23 protein-coding genes are annotated in these 23,810 nt (G+C 60.1%); 20 read left to right on the forward strand and 3 right to left on the reverse strand.

Features of this window, described 5'->3' with window-relative positions; translation table 11 throughout:
* From flhA to IB213_RS16830, 4 genes are read left to right on the forward strand one after another with little or no spacing between them, the layout of a single operon-like run.
* Positions 1–2,121 (forward strand): flagellar biosynthesis protein FlhA, encoded by a 2,121-nt coding sequence (flhA, locus tag IB213_RS16815; protein ID WP_192407971.1) that lies wholly within the window; start codon positions 1–3, stop codon positions 2,119–2,121.
* Positions 2,118–3,647, forward strand: coding sequence for a flagellar biosynthesis protein FlhF (gene flhF, locus IB213_RS16820; protein ID WP_191722231.1), 1,530 nt, complete (start codon positions 2,118–2,120; stop codon positions 3,645–3,647). Before flhA ends, flhF begins: the two co-directional genes overlap by 4 nt.
* Positions 3,640–4,419 (forward strand): hypothetical protein, encoded by a 780-nt coding sequence (locus IB213_RS16825; RefSeq protein ID WP_191722230.1) that lies wholly within the window; start codon positions 3,640–3,642, stop codon positions 4,417–4,419. The genes flhF and IB213_RS16825 overlap by 8 nt, the downstream gene beginning before the upstream one ends.
* Positions 4,420–4,423: 4 nt before the next feature.
* A complete protein-coding gene (locus tag IB213_RS16830; RefSeq protein WP_191722229.1) occupies positions 4,424–5,140 on the forward strand; it encodes an RNA polymerase sigma factor FliA in 717 nt (238 codons plus the stop codon).
* A 143-nt stretch (positions 5,141–5,283) separates the two neighbouring features.
* Here the strand turns inward: IB213_RS16830 and IB213_RS16835 are convergent, their stop codons facing one another.
* From IB213_RS16835 to flgA, 3 genes are all read right to left on the reverse strand, one after another.
* Positions 5,284–5,649 carry a hypothetical protein gene (locus tag IB213_RS16835; protein ID WP_192407973.1) on the reverse strand — a complete coding sequence of 122 codons (366 nt, stop codon included), beginning with the start codon at positions 5,647–5,649 and terminating at the stop codon, positions 5,284–5,286.
* A gap of 105 nt (positions 5,650–5,754) precedes the next feature.
* Entirely contained in the window at positions 5,755–6,081 is a 327-nt protein-coding gene (flgM, locus tag IB213_RS16840) for a flagellar biosynthesis anti-sigma factor FlgM (protein WP_191722227.1), read from the reverse strand.
* 93 nt (positions 6,082–6,174) lie between these two features.
* Positions 6,175–6,918 carry a flagellar basal body P-ring formation chaperone FlgA gene (flgA, locus tag IB213_RS16845; protein WP_192407975.1) on the reverse strand — a complete coding sequence of 248 codons (744 nt, stop codon included), beginning with the start codon at positions 6,916–6,918 and terminating at the stop codon, positions 6,175–6,177.
* A 169-nt stretch (positions 6,919–7,087) separates the two neighbouring features.
* On the opposite strand from flgA, the gene flgB reads away from it, so the two are divergent.
* The 16 genes from flgB to IB213_RS16925 all read left to right on the forward strand — a co-directional run bounded on the left by flgB (position 7,088) and on the right by IB213_RS16925 (position 23,731).
* Entirely contained in the window at positions 7,088–7,513 is a 426-nt protein-coding gene (gene flgB, locus IB213_RS16850) for a flagellar basal body rod protein FlgB (RefSeq protein ID WP_192407977.1), read from the forward strand.
* A gap of 28 nt (positions 7,514–7,541) precedes the next feature.
* On the forward strand, positions 7,542–7,946 hold the full coding sequence (gene flgC, locus IB213_RS16855; RefSeq protein ID WP_191722224.1) for a flagellar basal body rod protein FlgC: 405 nt from the start codon (positions 7,542–7,544) through the stop codon (positions 7,944–7,946).
* A gap of 23 nt (positions 7,947–7,969) precedes the next feature.
* Positions 7,970–8,635: a flagellar hook assembly protein FlgD gene (locus IB213_RS16860; protein WP_191722223.1), complete on the forward strand. Its 666-nt coding sequence runs from the start codon at positions 7,970–7,972 to the stop codon at positions 8,633–8,635.
* A 17-nt stretch (positions 8,636–8,652) separates the two neighbouring features.
* Entirely contained in the window at positions 8,653–9,951 is a 1,299-nt protein-coding gene (flgE, locus tag IB213_RS16865) for a flagellar hook protein FlgE (RefSeq protein ID WP_191722222.1), read from the forward strand.
* Positions 9,952–9,984: 33 nt separating this feature from the next.
* Positions 9,985–10,722 carry a flagellar basal-body rod protein FlgF gene (gene flgF, locus IB213_RS16870; RefSeq protein ID WP_191722221.1) on the forward strand — a complete coding sequence of 246 codons (738 nt, stop codon included), beginning with the start codon at positions 9,985–9,987 and terminating at the stop codon, positions 10,720–10,722.
* A 36-nt stretch (positions 10,723–10,758) separates the two neighbouring features.
* Positions 10,759–11,541: a flagellar basal-body rod protein FlgG gene (flgG, locus tag IB213_RS16875; protein WP_191722220.1), complete on the forward strand. Its 783-nt coding sequence runs from the start codon at positions 10,759–10,761 to the stop codon at positions 11,539–11,541.
* 118 nt (positions 11,542–11,659) lie between these two features.
* Positions 11,660–12,400 (forward strand): flagellar basal body L-ring protein FlgH, encoded by a 741-nt coding sequence (locus tag IB213_RS16880; protein ID WP_191722219.1) that lies wholly within the window; start codon positions 11,660–11,662, stop codon positions 12,398–12,400.
* A gap of 21 nt (positions 12,401–12,421) precedes the next feature.
* Positions 12,422–13,567 carry a flagellar basal body P-ring protein FlgI gene (locus IB213_RS16885; RefSeq protein WP_192407979.1) on the forward strand — a complete coding sequence of 382 codons (1,146 nt, stop codon included), beginning with the start codon at positions 12,422–12,424 and terminating at the stop codon, positions 13,565–13,567.
* Complete coding sequence (flgJ, locus tag IB213_RS16890) at positions 13,564–14,523, forward strand: flagellar assembly peptidoglycan hydrolase FlgJ (RefSeq protein WP_191722217.1); 960 nt, start codon at positions 13,564–13,566, stop codon at positions 14,521–14,523. Before IB213_RS16885 ends, flgJ begins: the two co-directional genes overlap by 4 nt.
* Before the next feature lie 18 nt (positions 14,524–14,541).
* On the forward strand, positions 14,542–16,509 hold the full coding sequence (gene flgK / locus IB213_RS16895; protein ID WP_191722216.1) for a flagellar hook-associated protein FlgK: 1,968 nt from the start codon (positions 14,542–14,544) through the stop codon (positions 16,507–16,509).
* Positions 16,510–16,532: 23 nt separating this feature from the next.
* Positions 16,533–17,810: a flagellar hook-associated protein FlgL gene (gene flgL, locus IB213_RS16900; RefSeq protein WP_191722215.1), complete on the forward strand. Its 1,278-nt coding sequence runs from the start codon at positions 16,533–16,535 to the stop codon at positions 17,808–17,810.
* 35 nt (positions 17,811–17,845) lie between these two features.
* Positions 17,846–19,084 carry an HDOD domain-containing protein gene (locus IB213_RS16905; protein WP_370551230.1) on the forward strand — a complete coding sequence of 413 codons (1,239 nt, stop codon included), beginning with the start codon at positions 17,846–17,848 and terminating at the stop codon, positions 19,082–19,084.
* A gap of 177 nt (positions 19,085–19,261) precedes the next feature.
* A complete protein-coding gene (locus IB213_RS16910; RefSeq protein WP_192407981.1) occupies positions 19,262–19,861 on the forward strand; it encodes a LysE family translocator in 600 nt (199 codons plus the stop codon).
* Between the two features lie 227 nt (positions 19,862–20,088).
* The gene (locus IB213_RS16915; RefSeq protein ID WP_191722213.1) at positions 20,089–21,273 is read left to right on the forward strand and encodes a PLP-dependent aminotransferase family protein; all 1,185 of its coding nucleotides are present in this window, start codon (positions 20,089–20,091) and stop codon (positions 21,271–21,273) included.
* Between the two features lie 241 nt (positions 21,274–21,514).
* Positions 21,515–22,453 (forward strand): PhzF family phenazine biosynthesis protein, encoded by a 939-nt coding sequence (locus IB213_RS16920; RefSeq protein WP_225561175.1) that lies wholly within the window; start codon positions 21,515–21,517, stop codon positions 22,451–22,453.
* Between the two features lie 87 nt (positions 22,454–22,540).
* On the forward strand, positions 22,541–23,731 hold the full coding sequence (locus IB213_RS16925; protein ID WP_192407983.1) for an imelysin family protein: 1,191 nt from the start codon (positions 22,541–22,543) through the stop codon (positions 23,729–23,731).
* Positions 23,732–23,810 lie beyond the last annotated feature (79 nt).

Consider the following 23,810-nt stretch of genomic DNA (forward strand, 5'->3'; position numbering starts at 1 on the left):
ATGAGCACTGCATTGATAAAGAACCTGCAAGCGTGGAACACCAAGAACGGCTCGGTCATCCAGAGCTTGGCTGCGCCCGTTTTGGTGATTGCCATTCTGGCCCTGATGGTCCTGCCCATCCCACCGTGGCTGCTGGACACGTTCTTTACGCTGAACATTGCCACCGCGCTGATGGTGATGATGATTGCCGCCTACATGGTCAAGCCGCTGGACTTTGCGGCTTTTCCCTCGGTGCTGCTGCTGACCACGCTGATGCGCCTGTCGCTGAACGTGGCATCCACCCGCGTCGTGCTGATGGAAGGCCACACCGGCCCAGGCGCAGCGGGTGCGGTGATTGAAGCTTTTGGCCACTTTCTGATCGGCGGCAACTTTGCTGTGGGCTTGATCGTGTTCGCGATTTTGGTGGTGATCAACTTTGTGGTGATTACCAAAGGCGCGGAGCGCATTGCTGAAGTGTCTGCGCGCTTTACGCTGGATGCGATGCCCGGCAAACAGATGGCCGTGGACGCCGACTTGAACGCTGGCCTGATTGACGAACCCGAAGCCAAGCGCCGCCGTCTGGAAGTGCAGGAAGAAGCCAATTTCTTCGGCTCCATGGATGGTGCCTCCAAGTTTGTGCGCGGCGATGCCATGGCCGGCATCTTGATTTTGGTCATCACCATCGTTGGTGGTTTCATCATCGGCATGGCACAGCACGGCCTGAGCGCTGGTGAGGCGGCCAACAGCTACATTTTGCTGGCTGTGGGCGATGCGCTGGTCGCACAAATTCCAGGCCTGCTGATCTCGGTGGCTGCAGCCATGGTGATCTCGCGCGTGGGCAAAGACAACAACACCGGCCAGCAAATTGCGGCACAAATGCTCGGCACCCCCCGTGCGCTGGCCATTACTGCAGCGATTTTGATCATGCTGGGCCTGATCCCCAACATGCCCCACACCGTGTTTCTGGGCATGGGTGGCTTGTTTGCCTATGGCGCATGGCTGATCTACCGCAGGAACCAAAAGACGGCCGAACAAGCCCAGTCCGGCGGCGCGGCTGAAGCGCCCATGCCCGGCGCGCTGGCTGCACCTCAGCAAGATAGCGAAGCCACCTGGGATGATCTGCAGCCCGTGGATCTGCTGGGGCTGGAGCTGGGCTATCGCCTGATTGCACTGGTAGACAAGAAGCGCCAGGGCGATTTGCTCACCCGCATCAAAGGGGTGCGCCGTAAATTTGCACAGGAAGTGGGCTTTTTGCCACCTGCCGTACACGTGCGTGACAACCTGGAGCTCAAGCCCAGCGCCTATCGCCTGACGCTGCGCGGCGTGATGGTGGGCGAAGGCGAAGCCTTCCCCGGCATGTACCTGGCCATCAACCCCGGAGGCATCAGCACACCGTTGATCGGAACTCCGACGACCGACCCTGCCTTTGGTCTGCCCGCGCACTGGATCGACGAACGCCAAAAGGAAGCGGCACAAATGGCTGGTTTTACCGTCGTTGATTCGGAAACCGTGATGGCGACACATTTGTCACACTTGATGCAAACACATGCTGCCAAGCTGTTAAGCCGCAATGAGGTGCAACAACTGGTGGAGCATGTGGCCAAGTCCGCGCCCAAGTTGATCGAAGAAGTTATTCCAAAAATGGTGCCCATCACATCGTTCCAGAAAGTGCTCCAGCTGCTGCTGGAAGACGCTGTGCACATTCGTGATATTCGCACCATCATCGAAACACTGGCCGAACACGCCACATCTACCCAGGACCCCGTCGAGCTGGCCCGCCGTGTGCGCATTGCACTGGCCCCTGCCATCGTGCAGCAGATCTACGGCCCCACCCGTGAACTCAACGTCATTGCGATCGAGCCCGGACTGGAACGCCTGCTGGTGCAAGCCCTGGGCAACCCCCAGGCCCCGTCGCTGGACCCCGGCGTGGCAGACCTGCTGACCCAACGTGCAGCCGAAGTTGCCAACAAGCAAGAAGAGCTGGGCATGCCCGCCTGCTTGCTGGTGCCCGACGCCATTCGAAACGCTATCGCGCGCCTGGTGCGCCGTGTGGCACCTCGCCTCCAAGTGCTTGCGCACAGTGAGATTCCCGAGACCCACACCATCCGCATCGGCCCCATTCTTAAAGGTGCAAACGCATGAACATCCAACGCTTCATAGCCCCGACTTCCCGTGAGGCCCTGGACAAGGCGCGTGCCGCTTTTGGTGAAAGCACCCTGATCCTGTCCAACCGCCCCATGGGCAACGGCGTGGAAGTCATGGCAACTGCCGAAGAAACCTTCGGCAATCTGGACCAGGGCAACCACACCAGCCCAGGCCTGATGGCCGCCATTCAGGCCCGCGAGGCCGATGAAACCCGTGCTCCCAAGCAAGCCCCCAAAGCGCCCATGCGCATGGAGGCCCTGCTGCAGCAAGCCAAGCCGGCCGTGAAAGCCAACCCACGCCAAAGCGTGGCAGAAGACACGGAGCAACTGGCCATGAGCACCCTGTCTTTCCAGGACTATGTGCGTGAACGCATGCTGCGCCGCCGCAATGAAGAGATGACGGGCGAGCTGCCCCAGGAAGTGCTGCCCACTTTTGCTCGCAAGAACCGCCTCGACACCGTGCGCGACAGCGCACCGCTGCCCACTACGCCTTCCGTGATCAAGCACAACCCATTGCGCGGTCTGGCGCTGGAGCTGCCCACAGAGCAGCCCCGCAAGGCAGTTGCCTCCCCAGCGGCGGCTCCGGCTTTGATGCATGAGCTGCAATCCGTCAAGGAGCTGATTGAAGAGCGCTTCAACACCCTGACCTGGATGAACCAGACCCGCCAAAATCCGCTGCACAGCAACTTGATGCTCAAGCTGATTCGCTCGGGCTACTCGCCTGCGTTGTCGCGCACCATCATGGAGCGCCTGCCGCAGAATGCGGGCCCTGCAGATGCCATGAAGTGGCTGGTACAGGTGCTGGAGCGCAATCTGCGCACCGACAACGCCGAAGCTCCCATCTGGGACAAGGGCGGCGTGTTTGCACTGGTGGGCTCCACCGGCGTAGGCAAGACCACCACGGCAGCCAAGCTGGCCGCTCTGTGCGCCCAAAAGCATGGCCCCAACAGCGTTGGCCTGATCACGCTGGACACCTACCGTGTCGGCGGTCATGAACAACTGCGCGCCTATGGCCGCATGCTCGGTGTGGTCGCGCATCTGGCCCACGACAAGGCCGCACTGCAAGACCTGCTGGGTCTGCTGGCTGGCAAGAAGATGGTGATCATCGACACTACCGGCGTGGCCCCCCGCGATCCTCGCAAGGACGACATTCTGGAAGTGCTCAACCTGCCAGGCATTGAACGTCTGCTGGTCGCCAACGCAGGCGCACATGGCGATACGCTGGACGAAGCACTGGCCGCATTCAAGCGCGTGGGCTGCAAGCAGGCCATCTTGTCCAAGGTGGATGAAGCCGTGAAGCTGGCCCCGGCGCTGGACGCGCTGATCCGCCACCAGCTTGTGCTGCGCGGCATCACCAACGGCCAGCGCGTGCCCGAAGACTTTACGCGCGCCAACGCCAACGAACTGGTCGCCACGTCCATGCGCGCGCACACCAAGTCGGCGTTTGACCCCTCATCGCTGGACATGGATTTTTACTTCACCGAATCTTCCATGGGCCAGTCTCAGGGAGCGATGCATGCTTGAGAGCGTCTGGCACCAGGGAACCGGTTTGCACTGGCAAGGCGCACAGTCGTCGCTGCGCGTGCTGCCCGTGGTGCCATCCGGTGACAGCGCAGATGCCACCGCACTGTGGATGGCCTGCGCGCAGCTGCAACAACAAGGCTACCCCGTGGTCGTGCTGGATGGCACGGAGCAAGAGTCACCCTCACTGCCCGGTCTGCAGGACATGCTGCAGCCCCGTCAGGGCTATGCCTTCACCACGTTGACCGCAGACATCAGCAACCCGCTGAGCGTTGCCACACTGCCCGCCGCACGCGGCATGGTGCAACTGCAGCACAAGGCATCGATCACGGGCGAGCGCCCACTCGATCTGCTCTTTCGCTTTGTGCAAAACCATGCGGTGGTAGTGCTGTGGGCTCCCGCCTCTTTGCTGGCAGGCATGCTGCAAGGCTGCACGCAGCCCCCCATTCAGCTGGTGCCTTCACAGTCACGCAACGTGGTCAGCAGCTACCGCGCACTCAAGCAGCTGTACATGGGCTGCGGCCTGATGCCGCGCCTGGTGGCGCTGCGCCCGGCGGGCTATGGGCTGGACCACGTTTTGAAATCGCTGTCGCAGTGCGCCATGCGCCATCTGCACACCGAGCCTTTGTGCGAGCAATTCGATCCGCTGCAAGCCCGACAGCTGCAGCGCTGGGCCCTACAATGTTTGGAGCATTCCGAAACCGTGAACGCCCCGCAAGATGGCGCAACGGCTGGAGTCAGCCCCCTTTCTTCATCTGCTGTGTGGAGCCATTGAGTCAATGTACACCGCCCATGGCCAGTTGGACCGCGATGCCCTGATTCGCCAGCATGCCCCGCTGGTGCGTCGCATTGCGCAACACATGATTGCCAAACTTCCGCCGAATGTGGAACTGGATGACCTCATCCAGGTGGGCATGATTGGCCTGGCCGATGCACTGTCGCGCTTTGAAACCAGCCAGGGCGTGCAGTTTGAGACCTTTGCCGGCCAGCGCATTCGCGGTGCCATGCTGGACGAGCTGCGCGAAAACGACTGGATGAGCCGCAGCTCCCGCAAGGGGCAAAAAGACATTGAATCGGCCATTCGCCGGCTGGAGCAGCAACTGGGCCGAGCCCCCCGGGAATCGGAAATTGCCGCCTTCATGGAGATGGAGCTGGTGGATTACCAGTCCATGCTGTCCAAAGTGCGCGGCACCCAGCTGATCTATCTGGAAGACATCTCTGCCGGTGAAGAAGACAGCTCCAGCTTTCTCGACCGCCATGTGGCCGACGCCGATGCCGACCCCTTCAGCATGTTGCGCGATGACCGCATGCGCAGCGCCCTGGTGCAGGCCATTGAAAACCTGCCCGAGCGCGAGAAATACGTCATGGGCATGTACTACGAGCACGACATGAACCTCAAGGAGATCGCGGCCGTGCTGGAAGTGACCGAATCGCGCGTATGCCAGCTGCACAGCCAGGCCATTGCCCGCCTGCGCGCCAAGATGCGCGCACACTGACAAGCATCTGCCCACAAAAAAAGCGCCAAACAAGGCGCTTTTTCTATTTTGATAGCTACCAGCGCTTATCAGTCCATCGTTTCAAATACATTTCACATTGAAAGTGCGATGAACACTGCGCAAGCAGCTATGCAATTTAATGCTTAACCGCTGATGTGGTACATCCGCGCCACCGAAGCAGTAGCACCCGGCTGCTTGCTGGCGCCGTAAGTGTGGCTGACCGATTGCTCTGGTATCAAGGTGGCCAGCTGCTGCGCCGTAATGGCAGAGACTTTGGCGATATGGCCGCGCATTTGCGTCAGGCGCTCGGACATGGCCTGCATGCGCTGCACGTTCTCAGGGGTAAATTGCTCCGCACCAAAGCGCTGGGCCAAGCCCGCAAAAGCCTGCATGCCATCGCGCAGCTGACGAATGGCAGATTCGGTGGAGTCGGGCTGGTTCTTCACAATCAGGGCATTGACCAGGTCGATCATGCCGTCAATCTGTTCCAGGGCTTCGCTGAGTTTCATGGTGTCGGGGGTGTTTGAGCGGTTGAGACGGAGTTCGGGCGCTTGGTACCAGTGCAGCCGAAGGTCGGATAAGGCTGACTGGCGCAAAGCGCCCGATGTGGGTGTTTAAGCGCGTGCCGCGCCCAGCAGGTCGGCGGTATCGACCAGCATCTTGTCGGCGATCACGCTGGCATTGACTTTGAAAGTGCCATTGGCAATCGCTTCACGGATGGCATTGACCTTGGCCATGTCCACATCCGCCGACGTTTTGGCGTTCTGGTCCAGCGACCGTGCCGAGTTCGACACAGTCACAGGCACCCCCGCAGCATTGCTGCGGGTTTGTTGCACCACCTCACTGGCGGTGCCGCTTTTACTTTGCTGCGCTTGCTGCGTAGCGTTTTGCTGCAGCTTGGCTGCCAGCATTTCTACGTTGGTATTTTGTCCGACCTTCATTTTCCTACTCCAATCGCCCGCTCAAGGGCTCCGTAGTGTAGCTTTCGACCCATTGAAAGAGAACTTGAGTGTTTTCTTTCAAAAAGTCTTGTATCACTGTGCAACGACGACATCGCCTTGCTGATTGACGGTACCGGTCACCGTTCGTCCGTTGTCCATGCGCACGCGCACGGTTTGTCCGACAGAGCCGCCTTCCAGCGCCTTGCCAGACGAAGTGACCGTAAAACCACCGCCTTGTGCCAAGACTTTGACACCCGTACCCGGCTTGAAAAGCTGGGGGGCCTTGACCATGGTCTGGCGCAAGGCCATTCCTGCCGTCAAGTTGCGTGCCGCGGTCTGCCCCACCCAGTCGTCTGGCATGGCAATGATCGAATGGGGCGACTCCGCCCAGTCGACTTCGCTTTGCATTGCGTGATCGTGGGTCAATTGCTCGCCCATGCTGACATTGCTGGTCAGCACCCATGCAGGGCCTAGTGCCTTGATGGTGACGGGCAAGAACACGTTCCAGGGTCGTGCGCCTTCTACACAGCGCATTCCAATGCGGGTACGGCCCCACAGCTTGCTGCCGCTGGGCAGATAAGGCTCTACCCGCTGGCATGGCGCAAGGTTCAGCCGGGGGTCCAGCTTGCCCACCTGCACTTCCATGCGCAGCGGCATGGTTTGCGTTGCAGTTTGATCGGTCAGCGCCCCTTGCAGCCACTGGCTGCTGATTTCCGTCAGGTCCTGGGCCGACACCACTGCCGCACCACCGCTCACCAGTACACAGGCAGCCGCACGCACCACAGCGCGCGAGAGACGTGAAGAGACGGCGAGAGTCGCAAATACAAGATGGGGCATGACAGCGACTTTAGAGCGAGCGCCATTTTTTAAAGCATTGAAGTACCCATGCAACCACGCTTTCTTCGCGCTTTAGCAAAAGCAGTGCGTTTCCATAATCGCTGCACGCACCAAAGTCCGCAGTGGCCAGGTGCCACCGTTTTTGTTTTCATCTTCAGCAAGGAATCACATGCTAGACAAAATGACCGGCCGTCTGGACTTCCACAGCGACGCTCTGCTGTTGCGCGCAGAGCGCCAGCGTGTGATTTCCAGCAACATTGCCAACGCCGACACCCCCGGCTATGTGGCGCGCGATTTCAACTTCGCCAAAACGCTCAAGGCAGCGCAGGGCGAAAACGGATCAGTGCGCCAGGCACTGCAAGAAGCCAGCACCTCGCACGCTCAGCACATGCCCCTGCCCACGGAAAAGTTTGGCAATGACGGCCAGGGCCGCCTGGGTTACTCGCTGGCATCACAGCCCAGTCTGGACAACAACACCGTGGATCTGGACCGTGAACGCGCCAATTTTGTGGACAACGCCGTGCGCTACGAAGCGACGCTGCGCTTTCTCAACGGCACCTCCAAGACCATGCTCAGCGCCATCACCGGCCAGTAAGCCGCACTGACACAAGGAAACCATCGCCATGTCCATGTTCTCCATTTTCAGCGTCTCTGGCAGTGCCATCAGCGCGCAATCGCAGCGTCTGAACGTTGTGGCCTCCAATCTGGCCAACGTTGATGCTGTCGCCGGCCCCGATGGCCAGTCCTACAAGGCCCGCCAGGTTGTCTTTCAGACAGCGCCCATGGGCAGCGAAGGTGCTGCCGGCGTCAAGGTGAAAAGCATCACCGAAGACAACACCCCCGGCCGCCGCCTGCACAACCCAGAGCACCCCCTGGCCGACGAACAGGGCTATGTCACCCACTCCAACGTCAATGCCGTAGACGAGATGGTCAACATGATTTCTGCATCACGCTCGTACCAAAACAACGTGGAAGTGATGAATACCGCCAAATCGCTGTTGCTCAAAACGCTGCAGTTGGGCCAATAAGCACATACAGAAAGTAGGCACGCATGATTTCCGGCGTATCCAACAACACCTCATCTGGCGGTAACAGCTCGCCCAAAACAGCAGCAGACATGCAGGATCAGTTTCTGACCCTGCTGGTTGCGCAGTTGCAAAACCAGGACCCCACCAGTCCCATGGACAACGCGCAGCTGACGTCGCAGATGGCACAGATCAGCACCGTCAGCGGTATTGAAAAGCTCAACAGCACCGTCGAGAGCGTGACCAAGCAGTTCGCCTCCATGCAGATGCAGCAAGGCATCTCCATGATTGGCCACACCGTGCTGTCCGACGGCAACCAGCTGGGCCTGTCTGCCTCCGAAAACGAAGACGGCACCAAGCGCCTGAGCGGCACAGCAGCCTTTGACCTGGATGGCTCCGCCTCCAACGTCACCGTCACCATCACCACCGCCAGCGGCGAAGTGGTGGAGACCATGGATCTGGGCTCGGCAACTGCAGGGCGCAACTACTTCACCTGGGACGGCAGCAAGTACACCGGCGAAAGCATGGACCTGCGCTTCAAGGTCACCGCCACCAATGGCGACGCGGTGGTCAAGTCCACCACTTTGTCGCCCAACGCCGTGGTCGCCACCAGCATCACCAATGGTGGCCTCATGCTGGAGCTGGCCAACGGTCAAAGCATTAACTACAACAGCGTCAAAGCTGTGTTCTAAATTTCTAGGAGCTAAGCATGGGTTTCCATCACGGTCTTTCCGGCCTGAACGCCTCCAGCAAAAACCTGGACGTCATTGGCCACAACATCGCCAACAGCAACACCGTGGGCTTCAAAAGCTCGCGTGCTGAATTCAATGAAATGGTGGCCAGCGCCATGGGCGCATCCAGCAGCAACAACACCGGCATTGGTGTGAGCGTGGCCGCGGTATCGCAACAGTTCACACAAGGCGTGATCACCCCCAGTGCCAACGGCCTGGACATGGCCATCAACGGCGATGGCTTCTTTGTGGTGCAAACCGGCACTGGCATTGCTTACACCCGCAACGGCGCTTTCCAGCTGAACAAGGGCGGCGAGCTGGTTACGGTCAATGGCGACCAGGTGCAGGGCTACCCGATCGATCCAAACACCGGCCTGCGCACCAGCGTCAGCCTGACCAATCTGGTGTTCCCTACCGGCACCCCGATTGCGGCCAAGCAGACTGACAACGTCAAGGCCACGCTCAATCTGGATGCGCGCGTGGACCAAAACGCCAACCCCGCGCCTCCACGTGCCACATACGGTACTTCTCTGGAAGTGTTTGACGAGCAGGGCATGGCGACACCGCTGTCCATGTATTTTCAGAAAACAGGTGCCAATACCTGGGACGTGTACGACAGCCTGGACCCCAACGCAGCGCCTATTGGCCGCCTGATGTTTGACTCCACTGGCAAGCTCGACGGTGTTGCCCCCTACGCAGGTCTGGGCGTCGACCCCAATGGTCTGAACCCCGGTGACGCAGGTTACGAAACCACGCACACGTTCGGCACCCCAACAGGCACCACCTTGTCCACCCAGGTTGCCACCACCAACCCCAACAACCCCAATCCCGGGCCTTGGAACGTGAATATTGACCTGGGCAGCGTGTCTCAGCGAGGCAGCGCCTTCTCGGTGGCCAAGCTGACGCAAGACGGCTACGCCTCGGGTGAACTCACCTCGGTGAATGTCGCCTCGGATGGCACCTTGCTGGCCACTTACTCCAACGGCATCACGCGCGCAGAAGCCCAGGTGGCACTGGCCAAGTTCACCAACAGCCAGGGCCTGCAGCCCGATGGCAACAACAACTGGGTGGCCTCCAATGATTCGGGCCCACCGGTGTATGGCACAGCGGGTACCGGCAGCTTCGGCACCATCGCCGGCAGCGCGCTGGAAGAGTCCAACGTCGATCTGACTGCACAGCTGGTGGGCATGATGACCGCCCAGCGTGCTTACCAGGCCAACGCTCAGACCATCAAGACCCAGGACCAGATCTTCTCGACCCTGGTCAACCTGCGCTAAGCGCAACTGAACACGCGCACATAGGAGTTATTCATGGACCGCATCATCTACACCACCATGACCGGCGCCAATGCCGCTGCTCAACGGCAGGCGGTGCTGTCGAACAACCTGGCCAACGTCTCGACCACGGGTTTCCGTGCCGAGCTGAGCACCTTCCGTTCGGTGCCACTGGAAGGCCAGGGCTCCAGCACGCGCGTGTTTGGTCTGGATGCCACCTCAGGCCACCTGGACCAGCCCGGCCCCGCCATGACCACCGGCAAAAGCACGGACCTGATGGCCCGTGGCAATGCCTGGTTTGCCGTGCAGGGTCTGGATGGTCTGGAGGCCTATACGCGCAACGGCGCGTTAGAAGTAAATGCAGAAGGCCAGCTGGTCACAGCCAACGGCCTGGCTGTTCTCACCGATGGCGGCGCTCCGGTGGACATTCCCCAGAACGCCCGCATCAGCTTTGGCGGTGATGGCACGGTGGTGGCCACTTTGGATGGCCAGGACCCCATCAACATTGGTCGCCTGAAGATGGTCACGCCCAATCTGGAGCAAACCATTCAGCGCGGCGATGACGGTCTGTTCCGCTCTGCGCAGGGTGACTTGCCAGCCGACGTCAACGCCACCATGGTGGCCGGTGCACTGGAAGGCTCCAACGTCAACGCGGTGGAAGCCATGGTGGGCATGATCGCCGCCTCGCGCCAGTTTGAGCAGCAGATGAAGCTGCTGACCACGGCAGAAACCAATGACAAGACGGCCAGCCAATTGCTGAGCATGAACGGCTAAGGCCGCTGACCAACGAATACGGAAGGAAACTTCACCATGATGAATTCCCTGTGGATTGCCAAGACCGGCATGTCTGCCCAGCAGACCCAAATGGACGTGGTCTCGCACAACTTGTCCAACGTCTCCACCACCGGCTACAAGCGCCAGAGCGCAGTGTTTGAAGACCTGATCTATCAAAACCTGCGCCAGGTCGGCTCGCAAGCCGACGAACAAAACATTCTGCCCACCGGCATGCACCTGGGTCTGGGTGTGCGCACCGTTGCCACCACCCGCAACTTCACACAGGGCACGCCCCTGGAGTCGGGCAAAGACATGGACGTGGCCATCAGCGGTGACGGTTTCTTTCAGGTACAGATGCCTGATGGCACCACCTCTTACACCCGCGACGGCACATTCAGCAAAGATGCCAACGGCCAGATGGTGACCGCAGGCGGCTACCCGCTGCTGGACGGCATTACCGTGCCGCAAGACGCCACCAAGCTGAGCATCAGCAAGAGTGGCGTGGTCTCGGCCACCGTGCCAGGCAACCCTTTGCCCCAGCAAATTGGCCAGTTAAATACAGCTTCGTTCATCAATCCAGCCGGTCTGGAGCCCATTGGCGAGAACCTGTACCGCGAAAGTGCCGCCTCGGGTGCGCCACAAACAGGCACACCAGGCACCAACAACCTGGGCACGGTGATGCAGGGTTTTCTGGAGTCCTCCAACGTCAACGTGGTGGAAGAGCTGGTCCAGATGATCCAGACCCAGCGCGCCTACGAGATGAACTCCAAGGCCATCTCCACCAGCGACCAGATGCTGGCCAAGCTGTCGCAGCTGTAATCAATTTATATGGATAGCGCTTAGCGCAAGCCCATCAACGCTTTCAAATAGAAAACACATTGAAACGCTTGATGCTCCTGCGCTACCCGCTCTAGTTTTATATTTCTTCGGAGCGTTTATGTCCGCCTCTCGCACCTTGTTCCAAGTCTTTGCGTTGTCTCAGCGTGCCCCTCGCATCACGCTGTGGGGTGCAGCCAGCTTGGTGGTCAGCGGTTGTGCGTTCAATGACCCGCCGCCAGTGGATTTGTACGACCAGACGCGGCCTTTGCCTTCCTCTGCCATTGCCGTGCCTCAGCAGCAGCAGCAAGCCACGGGCGGGCTGTTCCAGTCCAACCGCTACCGCCCCCCGTTTGAAAGCCGTCGAGCCCGTCTGGTGGGGGACATGGTGACCATTCAAATTGCTGAAAAAGTCACCGCCAGCCAGAAGTCCTCGTCCACAGTCAATCGCGACAGCAGCATGTCCGCCGGCATCACCGACTTGCCCGTACTCACAGGTGGTGCGCTGGCTACGGCCCAAAGACTGGGCAAACTGGGCGTGGGCAGCAATGCTGACTTTGAAGGCGGCGGCGGCACCACCAGCGCCAACACCTTCACCGGAGCCATCACCGCCACCGTGACCGAAGTGCTGCCCAACGGCCATCTGGTCGTGACTGGCGAAAAGCAGATTGGCGTGAACCAGAACGTGGACGTGCTGCGCTTTACCGGCACGGTAGACCCGTACCAGCTGGCACCCAACAGCATCATCAGCTCTACCCAGGTGGCCAATGTGCGCGTGGAATCGCGTGGCCGTGGCCAGCAAAATTCAGCACAGGCAATTGGCTGGTTGTCGCGCTTCTTTTTGAGCTTTATCCCTTTCTAAAGCTCTCCAAAATCGGGCAGTATGAAAGTACTGTCCACGCTTCCCACATTCCGCACCGCACGCCTGGCCCTGGCGTTGCTGGCCCTCAGCGGCGGCATGCTGGTGTCACCCGCCCACGCCTTGCGCATCAAGGAAGTGGCCTCGGTACAGGGCGTACGGTCCAACCAGTTAACCGGCTATGGCCTGGTGGTGGGTCTGGATGGTACGGGTGACCAGACCACCCAGATGCCCTACACGACCCAGACGCTGTCCAACTACCTGCAGCAAATGGGCATCACGCTGCCCGCCACGGCCAACACCAACAATCTGCAGCTCAAGAACGTTGCTGCCGTCATCGTGACGGCCGAGCTGCCAGCATTTGCCACCCCCGGCCAGCACATTGACATCAACGTCTCGTCCATGGGCAACGCCAAATCGCTCAAGGGCGGCACCCTGATCACCACCCCCCTGCGCGGTGCAGATGGTGAAATTTACGCGCTGGCCCAAGGCAACATGGTGGTGGGCGGTGCGGGGGCGTCGCAAGGCGGCTCCAGGGTACAGATCAATCACCTGAGCGCAGGCCGCATTCCCCAGGGCGCACAGGTTGAACGTGCCATTCCCACGCCCATCAACGATGGCGACACGATCAAGCTGGGTCTGAACACCACCGATTTCCAGACCACCAATCAGGTGGTCAACGCCATCAACAACCGCCACGGTGCAGGCACGGCCATGGCTCTGGACGGGCGCACCGTGGAAGTGCGGGCACCGCAGCATCCGGGCGCACGCGTTGGGTTTATTGCAGACATTCAGGAGCTGAATCTGCCCATCAACAAGCCGTCTGCCAAGGTAGTGATCAACGCACGCACAGGTTCCATCGTGATGAACCAGGCCGTTACGCTGGGCCCTTGCGCCATTGCGCACGGCAATCTGGCCATCACGATTGACTCCACCCCCGTGATCAGCCAGCCCGGTGCCTTCTCGCAAGGCCAGACGGTGGTGGCAGAGAAAACCAACATCAACGTCACGCAAGAGCCCGGCAAGATCATTCGCGTGCCCTCGTCGCCACAGCTGACCGATGTGGTGCGCTCACTCAACGCGCTGGGTGCTACGCCCCAGGATTTGCTGGCCATATTGCAGGCCATCAAGGCAGCGGGTGCGCTGAACGCAGAGCTGGAGGTGATATGAGCATGATGCTGAATGCCAACAATGCGCTGGCCACCGATGTCAACTCGCTGAACGGGTTGAAAAATCAGGCCAATGCCAAGAATCCGCAAGCCGCCCGGGAAGCCGCCAAGCAGCTTGAGTCGCTGTTCATGCACGAGATGATCAAGAGCATGCGCCAGGCCACCATGAAAAGTGGCTTGCTGGACAACGAAAGTTCCAAATTGGCCGACTCCATGATGGACCAGCAGCTGTCCGTCTCCATGTCTGGCATGCCCGGCGGTCTGACCGATGCCATCACCGCACAGATCGCCCGCTCCATGGGGCTGGACCCTGATGACTCTGGCACCAGCGCAGCCACTGCACTGGGCGGGATGGAGCGCAGTTTCAGCATTCCATCGACCGTGAGTTTTGCGGGCCGAAGCGCACGCTATCCGGGCCTGTCCGGCGCATCACCCGTGGGCGGCAACACCGCCTTTTTGGACGCCTATGCACCATCGCCACAAGGGCGCGACAACTTTGTGCAATCGCACAGCGGCTCCGCACAGCGTGTGGCACGTGAAAGCGGCATTCCCGCCAGCTACATGCTGGGCCAGGCAGGTCACGAAACCGGCTGGGGCAAAAGCGAGATTCGTGGTGACAACGGCACCAACTCCTTCAACCTGTTTGGCATCAAAGCCACGGGCAGCTGGAGCGGCAAGGTGGCCGAAATCACCACCACCGAATACATCGACGGAGCGCCCCGCAAGGTCAAGGCCAAATTCCGCGCTTATGACTCGTACGAAGACTCGTTTCGCGACTACGCACGGCTGATCACCGAAAACCCGCGCTACGCCCAGGCTGTGCAAAGCACCGGCAGCGCCACGGCCTACGCCACGGCACTGCAAAAGGCGGGCTACGCCACCGATCCTCTTTACGCCAGCAAGCTGTCACGTGCCATCCAGAGTGCACAGAACGCGCAGCAGGGCACCCAAGGTTAAAGCTAGAAAGATATACCAATGAGCTTGATGAACGTCGGCATTTCAGCCCTGGTTGCCAACCAGAACGCCCTGACCACCACGGGGCACAACATTGCCAACGTGAACTCGGCGGGCTACTCCCGCCAGACGGTTGCAACCTCAGCCCTGATCGGTCAAAACACAGGCGCTGGCTACGTAGGCAAGGGCGTTCAGGTGGCAACGGTCATGCGCCACTACAACGAATTGCTCAGCAGGCAGTCCAACGCGGCCAATGCAGCCAGCTCCGCCGATGCCATGCGCTACCAGTCACTCATGCAAATGCAGGATGTGTACTCTGGCGGCGACAGCAGTCTGGGTGCCGCCATCAACAGCATGATGAACGCGTTTGCCGATGTGGAGGCAGCCCCCTCTGACGGCACGGCGCGCAACGTTGTGCTGACCCGCATGAGCGAGCTGACTTCACGCTTTCGCGCCGCCTCGTCCACCCTCAAAGAGCTGGACTACAGCACGCAGCAGCAAATCACCAACAACGTCACGCTGGTGAACAATCTGGCCAGCCAGGTGGCTGCGCTCAATACCCAGATCAGCCGTGCGCTGGCCACAGGCCACCAGCCCAATGATCTGCTGGATGCGCGCGACCAGGTGATCCGCGAGATCAACCAGTACGTACAGACCAGCCAGGTCGACGCCGATGGCGGTGGCATCAACTTGTTTATTGGCGGTAGCCAGCCACTGGTGCTGGGCAGCAGCACGGGCCAGTTGAGCGTGGCCGAAACCACGGAATACCCCGGCAGCGGCAAGCTGTCGCTGTACTTCAGCCAGCCCAATGGAGACAAGGTGGAGCTGCCACCAGCCATGGTCGGTGGTGGCGAGATTGCCGGGCTGCTCAAGTTCAACAACGACGATCTGGTCGCAGGCCGCAACCTGCTGGGGCGCCTGGCGCTGGCCATTGGTACAGAGCTGAATAACCAGAACAAGCTGGGGCTGACACTGTCGGGTAACTACGGCGGTGATTTGTTCAAGCTCACCACCCAGACTGTGGGCTGGAGCAACATTGCAGGCTATGACGTGGGCAATGCAGCCAACCGAGCCAGTGCTGATGTCACCAACTCGAAAAATCTGGTGGCCTCAGACTACAAGATTCTGTTCAACAGCGGCGGAACAGCCCAGCTGGTGCGCCTGTCTGACGGAAAGACGACTGACCTGACGGTGGACCCGGTCACGGGCATCAGCGTCGAGGTCGATGGCCTGCAATTTAACGTACCGGCCACCGTCACTGGTGCGGCCGCCAAAGGCCAGAGCATTCTGTTCCAGCCTTTCAACAAGGCCGCAGACGAAATCCAGCCACTGGTGCACAGCCCCGGTGATCTGGCCGTCTCCAACGCGGTGACCGCAGAAATTGCCAGCGGCAACAAGGGAACGCTGCAACTGTCGCGCCTGACCATGCAGACGCTGCCAGCGCCCGCACAGGGCGAGCCCGTGCGCATCACTTTTGACGGTGCTGGCAACTTCAGCTACTCCACCTATGACGCAGCCACGGATGCGTGGAGCCCGGCATCTGCACCTCAGCCCTTCACCACGGGCCAGCCCATCACCATTGATGGCTGGAGCATTACCCTGACAGGCACGCCCCATGCCAACGACACGGTCACAGTCAGCAATTCACTGGACCTGGGCGATGGCTACAAGCTCAACGCAGGCAACGCCTCGGCCTTCCTGGGTCTGCGCGATGCCGTGATCTTTGACGGTGGCACCACGCTGAGCGACGGTTTCTCGACAGCCATGGCAGTCATCGGCACGCGCACCCAAAGCGCCAAACTCGCTGCCGAGCTGTCTGACACGGTGGCCACCAATCTCAATGCCGATCGCACCGCCGTCTCTGGCGTCAACATGGACGAAGAGGCTGCCCGCCTGCTGCAATACCAGCAGGCCTACCAGGCATCGGCCAAGATCATTCAAACAGCGCAATCCCTGTTCGACAGCGTGCTGAACGCCGTTGGCGGCTGATTTTTAGGTTTTAGGAGTTCCACATGAGCATTTCACGCCTGGGTACGGCCAACATGTATGACCGCACCATCAGCAACATCAGCAAGCAGCAAGCCACCCTGGCCAGCCAGATGGAGCATGCCTCTGCCGGCAAGCGCGTGCTGCGCGCCAGTGATGACCCGGTTGCAGCTGCGCAGGCCGAGCGTGCCCGCACGCGCATGGACCGCATCGAAACCGACAAGCGCATGCTGAATGCGCAAACCGCCACCATCGAATACGGCGAGTCCACACTGGGCGAAATTACCGATGCCGTGCAGGAATTCCGTTCACTGCTGGTGCAAGCCGGCAATGGCACCTACAACCAGACACAACGCGATACGCTGGTCGAGAAGCTGCAAAGTCTGCGCGACCAGATCCTCAAGTACAGCAACCGCACAGACAGCAATGGCCTGCCTCTGTTTCGCGGTCTGGACACGGAAACCAATACCCCGTTCCCCAACGGCGGCAATGGCATCCAGACCGGCCAGCCCAACAGCAGTGAATACACCATCACCAATTCGCTCGATGGTGGCCTGGCATTCTTCAATGGCAAAACGGGCAACGGTGTGCTGGCTGTCGACATTGGCAGTGGCAACACCGGCACGGCCTGGGCAGATATCGGCACCATCTCTGACCCTGCTGCCACAGACCTGACCGCCACTGGCCCACTGGACATCAAGTTCGGCGTAGACGCTGATGGCAAGCCCACCTACAGCATCACCTACCAGCAAGAAGACCCCGCCAACCCCGGCACCTTCCTGACCGTTCCTTGGCAGGATGCCAACGGTAACCCAGTGACCGATGTGGCCTACAAGTCTGGCGAGGCCATCAACGTGGCGGGCATGAAGCTGACCATCACTGGTGAGCCCAAAGCGGGTGACACTTTCACGGTCAAGCCCAGCGAAACACAGTCGATCTTTGACGTACTGGATGAGGCCATTGCTGGCGTCAAAAACAACGTCAAGACAGACGGCACCACGGCCCATGGTGGACTGGCGCATGGCATTGCCAAATCGCTGGCCGAAATTGACACCGCAGCCAACCGTGTCTCTACCGTGCGTGGTGTTGCTGGTGACTTGCTCAACCAGGCCAAACGCATGGGCAACACCCTGCTGCTGCGCGACGAGCAGATGGAAGCACAGCGTGTGGCGGCGGAGGACTACGATGCTGAAGGCATGGTCAAGGCACTGTCGCAGCTGAAGTCGCAGGAAACCGCGGTGTCAGCAGCCCTGCAGTCTTACGCATCTATCCAGAAGCTGTCGCTGTTCGACTACATCCGATAAGCTGGCACCATCACCTGACACCCTAGGGCTGCAACGTGGAATTTGTTCTGAATGCTTTGGTGATGGGCTATCGCCCACTGTGGAATGCCGAGCGGCATTTGAGCGGCGTGCAGCTGTTCCTGCACGACGACCCTCAAACGCCGGTGGACAGCGCCCATTTGCTGCGCATCTTGCGCGAAATGTGGGCCCCGGCCTCACCGCTGCTGCTGCTGTCGCCCCAATCGCCGCAATTGCTGCAGGCGTTGCTGTCGCACATCACGCCCTGCCCCTCATGGGTGCTGGAGGTGCAATCGGCCTGGCTGGCGCATTCTCCCGATCTGCAAGCCAGCGTGGCACAGGCGGCGCAGCGCGGTATTGCCCTGGTGTGGCGTGGCGGCATGAACCATTTGCCCACCACCGCTGAAGCCAATGACTACGCCTGCAGTTTGCTGCACCTGGATCCCCAAGACGCACTGATCCTGATGCGCGCCACCGTTGACCAGCCCGTGCCGCAGCGCCTGGCCTTGCTGGAAGGCCAGATGTATGAAGACATCCACAGCCAGTCGCTGGCGCGTCGCTGCCTGGAGCACTACCACGCCAGCGCCATTGCGGGCTGGCCCACCGAAGACGTGCTGCACCGCATCCGTGGTGCCCGTGTGCTGCACCCTTCGCACGAACACGTGCTGCGCCTGATGAAAGCGGTCGACGCCGACCAGTCGCTGGAAACATTTGAAGCCATCCTCAGTGAAGACCCGTTGCTGGCCTACCGGTTCATGCTGTACGCCAACTCGGCAGCTCTGGGGGCACGCAACCCGATCAATTCACTGCGCCGCGCGCTGGTCATGCTCGGCTACGGCACCTTGAAAGAATGGCTGGCTACGCAACTGGTGCACGCCAGCCACGAAAAAGACCTGCAACCCATCCGCCTGTCCAGCGTGATGCGCGCCCAGCTCACCTCGCATTTGCTGGATGCCGGCGTCAGCCAGGAGCTGCGCAGCGAAGTTTATTTGTGCGGCCTGTTCTCGCGCCTGCATGAAGTGCTCGATGAACCGCTGGAGACCACGCTCACGCGGCTGCCGCTGTCCGAACGCATTCCCGATGCCGCCGTACGCGGTCAAGGCCCCTACGCCCCCAGCCTGCAACTGGCACAGGCCCTGGAGCGCGAAGATGGCGCAGACACCATTCGTGCACTGTGCGAAGAACACGACATCTCCATCGAGCACGTCAACCGCAGCTTGCTGCGCCTGGTCTGCGAATGGCCCAACCAGCGCCCCAGCTGGGCTGGCCGTCCATAAAAATATAAGAGCTGTCAGCGCTTTATACATAAGCATTTCAGCATTAAAACTATCTGAAATCTAGGCTGGGTAAGCGCTAACAGCTTCTGTTTTTTCTTTCACGCCTAGCATCGGTACAAACGCGCTGGCAGCGCTGCACCTGCCCCTCTAAAGTAAGGCACTCATTTTTTGTGCGCCATGTCTTTGCAAGAATTTTCGGCTTTGCTCCTTCTGGCTACCGCCATGAGCTTTTCGCCCGGCCCCAACACCACCCTGTCAACCGCGCTTGCCGCCAACCACGGCCTGCGCCGCAGCCTGCGCTTTGTGGTCGCTGTGCCCGTCGGCTGGACTTTGCTGCTCATCCTGTGCGCCCTGGGCGTTGGAGCCTTGGTCACCAGCGTGCCTGCACTGCGCTGGGGCATCAAAGCGGGGGGCATTGGCTACTTGCTCTGGCTGGCATGGAAGCTGTCGGCCAGCCAGCAACTGGCGCAAGCGCGGCCATCGCAGCTGCAAGTGGGCTTTGTGCAAGGGGTTTTGCTGCAATTTGTCAACATCAAGGCATGGCTTTTGGCGTTGACCATCGTCGCAGGTTGGGTGGCAGGCCAAGTCGACTTCACCGCCCGCATGCTGGTGGTGCTGCCCGTCATGGCGTTCTACGCCCTGTCCAGCAACCTGCTGTATGCCTGTATTGGCGCGGTTTTACGCCAATGGCTGGCACGCGGCCAGCGCCTGCTCTGGTTCAACCGTGGCATGGCTGTGTTGCTGATCGCCACCGCCATCTGGATGCTGCGCGCCTAAATTGCGCATTTTTTTCTGTGGCAGCCCTGCAAGCTGTGGCGCTTGGCTCCACAATAGCTGCACCGGCGCCGCCGCCTACCCTGCGGTCTGACGCCCAATGCCAATGCGCCCCAGACATCCGTACTTTCAGGGGCTATCTGGCCATGCTGCACAACGGTATGCTCTTTGCAACAAGCCATCGCCAGCACGCGCACAGTGCGCGCGCTGCTTATTGAAATTGAGTAGTTATGACGAACTGGACACTGGCAGCACGTGCTGCCAAGATGAACTCCTCCGCGATCCGCGAGATCCTGAAGCTGACTGACCGCCCCGGCATCATCAGCATGGCCGGCGGCTTGCCAGCGCCTGCCAGCTTCCCCATCTCTGCCTTTACACAAGCGTGCAACACGGTCATGGAGCGTGATGGTGCCGCGGCACTGCAATACTCCACCACCGAAGGTTTTCCCGCGCTGCGCCAGGCAATTGCGGACTTCTTGCCCTGGGATGTCAGCCCTGAGCAGATCCTGATCACCACGGGCTCGCAGCAGGCACTGGACCTGATCGGCAAGATTTTCATGGACAAGGGCAGCCGCATCCTGGTGGAAAAACCCACCTATCTGGGTGCCCTGCAAGCCTTCACCCCCTTTGAACCTGTGGCAGTGGGTGTGAACAGCGACAGCGAAGGCATGCTGATTGACGACTTTGCCGCCAAAGTTGGCTCTGGCGAAGACAAGGCGCGCGTTGCCTACATCTTGCCCAACTTCCAGAACCCTACCGGTCGCACCATGAGCGAGGAACGTCGCCAGGCCCTGGTGGACAAAGCCAAGGAACTGGACATCCCGCTGGTAGAGGACAACCCCTACGGCGACCTGTGGTACGAGGGCGAGCCTGCGCTGCCTCTGGCGGCTCGTAACCCTGAGGGCGTGATCTACATGGGTTCGTTCTCCAAGGTGCTGGCCCCCGGCTTGCGCGTGGGCTTTATCGTGGCTCCCAAGTCGGTGTACGGCAAGCTGACCCAGGCCAAGCAGGCTGCTGACCTGCACAGCCCCAGCTTTAACCAGCGCGTGGTGGCAGAGGTGATGAAGGATGGCTTCTTGGCCAGCCATATCCCCACCATCCGCGCCATGTACAAGGTGCAGCGCGATGTCATGCTGGTGGCGCTGGAGCGTGAAATGGAAGGTCTGGATGTGCACTGGACACGCCCCGTTGGCGGCATGTTCCTGTGGGTCACATTGCCCCAGGGCATGAATGCCCAAGACCTGCTGCCTGAGGCTGTGGAACGTGGCATGGCCTTTGTGCCGGGCGCTCCGTTTTATGCAGATGAGGCAGAGCACAACACGCTGCGCCTGTCGTACGTGACCGTGTCGCCTGAGCAAATCAACAAGGGCATTGCCGCGCTGGCTGCGGCCATCCGCGCGCAGCTGGCCAAGTAATTCACTGCCCTCAACGGCGCGGCCTGAAAAGCCGCTCACACCATCCAGCAAATCTTTGATTTGTGCTGGAGACGAGGCGCGAAGCCGCAGGCAGTACAGGCCTACGACAAGGCAAAGCAACGACGTATCCAGGGTGGTGTGCTAGCGACACTAAGTGGCGTATCGTTCCAAGCGCATCCCCTGCCGCAGGTGATGCGCTTTTTCTTTGTCTTTTCTTTGGCTTTCCTCAGCAGTTCATCACATGCCCACTACTGCCACCCTATCGCGCCCGTTCATGACCGTGGATGTTTTCACCGCCATCCCTTACAAAGGCAACCCGGTTGCAGTGGTGCTGGATGCCACAGGTTTGGATACATCGGTCATGCAGGCCTTTGCACGCTGGACCAACCTGTCGGAAACCACCTTTGTTCTGCCCCCCAGCGATGCTGCCCGCGCACAAGGTGCAGACTACCGCGTGCGCATCTTTACGCCGGCGGCAGAGATGCCTTTTGCTGGCCACCCCACGCTGGGCACCTGCCACGCGTGGCTAGCCAGTGGCGGACAGCCACAGTCAACGGGCACCATCGTGCAAGAGTGCGCCAAAGGATTGATCACCATTGAGCGCACACCCGCCGGGCTGGCCTTTGCAACCCCTGACTCCCGCGCCTTGCCGCTGCCTCACAATTTGCACGAGGTGTATCGCGCACTGGGAATTACCACCGAACAAGTGATCGATGCAGCCTATCTGGACAACGGCCCCCAGTGGCTGTGCCTGCTGCTGGACAGCCCCGATACCGTTCTATCTCTGGAGCCAGACATGGCCCAGATCAAAGCGCTGGGCCACAAAGTCGGCGTTGCCAGCCTCTACCAAGACAGCGATGCCACGCCCCTGATTGGGCGAGCCTGCCGGGAAGCCGAGGCTTTTGCCACTGGCTTGCGGGCCCGTCCTGCACAGGCCCCCGCACAGCTGGAAGTGCGCGCTTTCTCGACCACGGGCATGGAAGACCCGGTCACCGGCAGCCTCAACGGCAGCCTGGCACAGTGGCTCATCAATCAGGGGCATCTATCCCCGCCCTATATGGCCAATCAAGGTGCCTGCGTGGGCCGTGACGGCTGGGTGTCTGTCCAGCGTGACGCAAAAAAACAACTTTGGATCGGCGGCCACACGGTCACTTGCGTGAATGGCACTGTCCTTTTGTAAACGCTCCTTTTGCTCAAAGGCAAATAAAAATAATTATCAATCGCATAAAATACCCATTTCCTTCTTCCACTCATATCTATTGCCCTTATGTACCGCTACCTGATTGCCAGCACGCTCGCCCTGGGTGCCGTCACTGCGACGCCCGCTTTTGCCGCTCAACCCGTAGCCGCCGCCAGCGCAAGCGCCAGTCAACTCAAGGCACAGGACGTGGTACAGCACTACAGCACGCTGGTGTATGCCAATTACAGCGACACCATCACTGCGGCCAAGCAGATGCAAAAAGCCATCCATGCTTTTTTGGCCCAACCTAGCCAGGCCACGCAGGATGCAGCCCGTCAGGCATGGCTGGATGCCCGCGAGTTCTACGGCCAGACGGAAGCCTTTCGCTTTTATGACGGCCCTATCGATAACGAAGACGGCCCCGAAGGCCAGATCAATGCATGGCCCATGGATGAGTCATACGTGGATTACGTGGTGGGTGATGACAACGCCGGCTTGATCAACAACCGCAAAATCCCCATCACCAAAAAGCGCCTGGCAGATCTGAACGAGCACGATGGCGAAGAGAACATTTCCACCGGATGGCACGCCATTGAGTTCATGCTGTGGGGGCAGGATTTGAGCGACACCGGCCCCGGCGCACGCCCCTTTACCGACTTCATTGACGGTAAAAAACCCAACGCCGACCGCCGCCGTGCCTACCTGAAGGTGGTCACCGAATTGCTGATTGATGATCTGCAGTCGGTGGCTGATCAGTGGAAACCGGGCATGAAGAAGAACTTTCGCGCAGAGTTCTCCAAGGGGGGAGAAGAGTCACTGCGCAAGATTTTTGTAGGCCTTGGTTCACTGTCGCGCGGAGAGCTGGCTGGTGAACGCCTGGAAGTGGCCATGGCCAGCCGTGACCAGGAAGATGAGCATTCGTGCTTTTCTGACAACACGCACCGCGATGCAGTCACCAACGCACAAGGCATCCAGAACGTCTGGCTAGGCAGCTACAAGCGCCTGGACGGCTCTGAACTCAAGGGCCCCGGTCTGCGCGACTGGGTGGCAGCACACGACGCAGTCGCGGCTCAGAAGACTTCGCTGCAAATTGCCAAATCCGTAGCTTCTGCCCAAGCCATTCCAGCACCGTTTGACCAAGCCATTCAAGGCGCACGCGACAGTGCTGCACGCGCCAAGATTCAAGCCACCATCGACTCGCTGACTCAGCAAAGCAAAGACCTGGTCGATGCTGCCAAGGCTGTCGGCATTGAGCAACTGAATCTGGTTGAACCCTGATCGCACGCAACTTCGGTTGCGTCTGCCATACACCGCTGCCGCCCGTTGGGCATATTAAGAACCACTCACACAAACTCAC

It is taken from the genome of Comamonas sp. CMM02, from assembly GCF_014851485.1.
Taxonomy (GTDB): domain Bacteria; phylum Pseudomonadota; class Gammaproteobacteria; order Burkholderiales; family Burkholderiaceae_C; genus Comamonas; species Comamonas avium.

Bases quoted from the DNA above. Each gene is read 5' to 3' on its own strand.
- IB213_RS16910 (WP_192407981.1), top strand. From the start codon at position 19,262: ATGTCTTTGCAAGAATTTTCGGCTTTGCTCCTTCTGGCTACCGCCATG.
- IB213_RS16860 (WP_191722223.1), top strand. From the start codon at position 7,970: ATGATTTCCGGCGTATCCAACAACACCTCATCTGGCGGTAACAGCTCG.
- flgA (WP_192407975.1), bottom strand. From the start codon at position 6,918: ATGCCCCATCTTGTATTTGCGACTCTCGCCGTCTCTTCACGTCTCTCG.
- IB213_RS16885 (WP_192407979.1), top strand. From the start codon at position 12,422: ATGAAAGTACTGTCCACGCTTCCCACATTCCGCACCGCACGCCTGGCC.
- IB213_RS16915 (WP_191722213.1), top strand. From the start codon at position 20,089: ATGACGAACTGGACACTGGCAGCACGTGCTGCCAAGATGAACTCCTCC.
- IB213_RS16825 (WP_191722230.1), top strand. From the start codon at position 3,640: ATGCTTGAGAGCGTCTGGCACCAGGGAACCGGTTTGCACTGGCAAGGC.
- flgM (WP_191722227.1), bottom strand. From the start codon at position 6,081: ATGAAGGTCGGACAAAATACCAACGTAGAAATGCTGGCAGCCAAGCTG.
- flhA (WP_192407971.1), top strand. From the start codon at position 1: ATGAGCACTGCATTGATAAAGAACCTGCAAGCGTGGAACACCAAGAAC.
- flgJ (WP_191722217.1), top strand. From the start codon at position 13,564: ATGAGCATGATGCTGAATGCCAACAATGCGCTGGCCACCGATGTCAAC.
- flgG (WP_191722220.1), top strand. From the start codon at position 10,759: ATGATGAATTCCCTGTGGATTGCCAAGACCGGCATGTCTGCCCAGCAG.
- flgK (WP_191722216.1), top strand. From the start codon at position 14,542: ATGAGCTTGATGAACGTCGGCATTTCAGCCCTGGTTGCCAACCAGAAC.
- IB213_RS16835 (WP_192407973.1), bottom strand. From the start codon at position 5,649: ATGAAACTCAGCGAAGCCCTGGAACAGATTGACGGCATGATCGACCTG.
- IB213_RS16920 (WP_225561175.1), top strand. From the start codon at position 21,515: ATGCCCACTACTGCCACCCTATCGCGCCCGTTCATGACCGTGGATGTT.
- flgF (WP_191722221.1), top strand. From the start codon at position 9,985: ATGGACCGCATCATCTACACCACCATGACCGGCGCCAATGCCGCTGCT.
- flgC (WP_191722224.1), top strand. From the start codon at position 7,542: ATGTCCATGTTCTCCATTTTCAGCGTCTCTGGCAGTGCCATCAGCGCG.
- flhF (WP_191722231.1), top strand. From the start codon at position 2,118: ATGAACATCCAACGCTTCATAGCCCCGACTTCCCGTGAGGCCCTGGAC.
- IB213_RS16830 (WP_191722229.1), top strand. From the start codon at position 4,424: ATGTACACCGCCCATGGCCAGTTGGACCGCGATGCCCTGATTCGCCAG.
- flgB (WP_192407977.1), top strand. From the start codon at position 7,088: ATGCTAGACAAAATGACCGGCCGTCTGGACTTCCACAGCGACGCTCTG.
- flgE (WP_191722222.1), top strand. From the start codon at position 8,653: ATGGGTTTCCATCACGGTCTTTCCGGCCTGAACGCCTCCAGCAAAAAC.
- flgL (WP_191722215.1), top strand. From the start codon at position 16,533: ATGAGCATTTCACGCCTGGGTACGGCCAACATGTATGACCGCACCATC.
- IB213_RS16880 (WP_191722219.1), top strand. From the start codon at position 11,660: ATGTCCGCCTCTCGCACCTTGTTCCAAGTCTTTGCGTTGTCTCAGCGT.
- IB213_RS16925 (WP_192407983.1), top strand. From the start codon at position 22,541: ATGTACCGCTACCTGATTGCCAGCACGCTCGCCCTGGGTGCCGTCACT.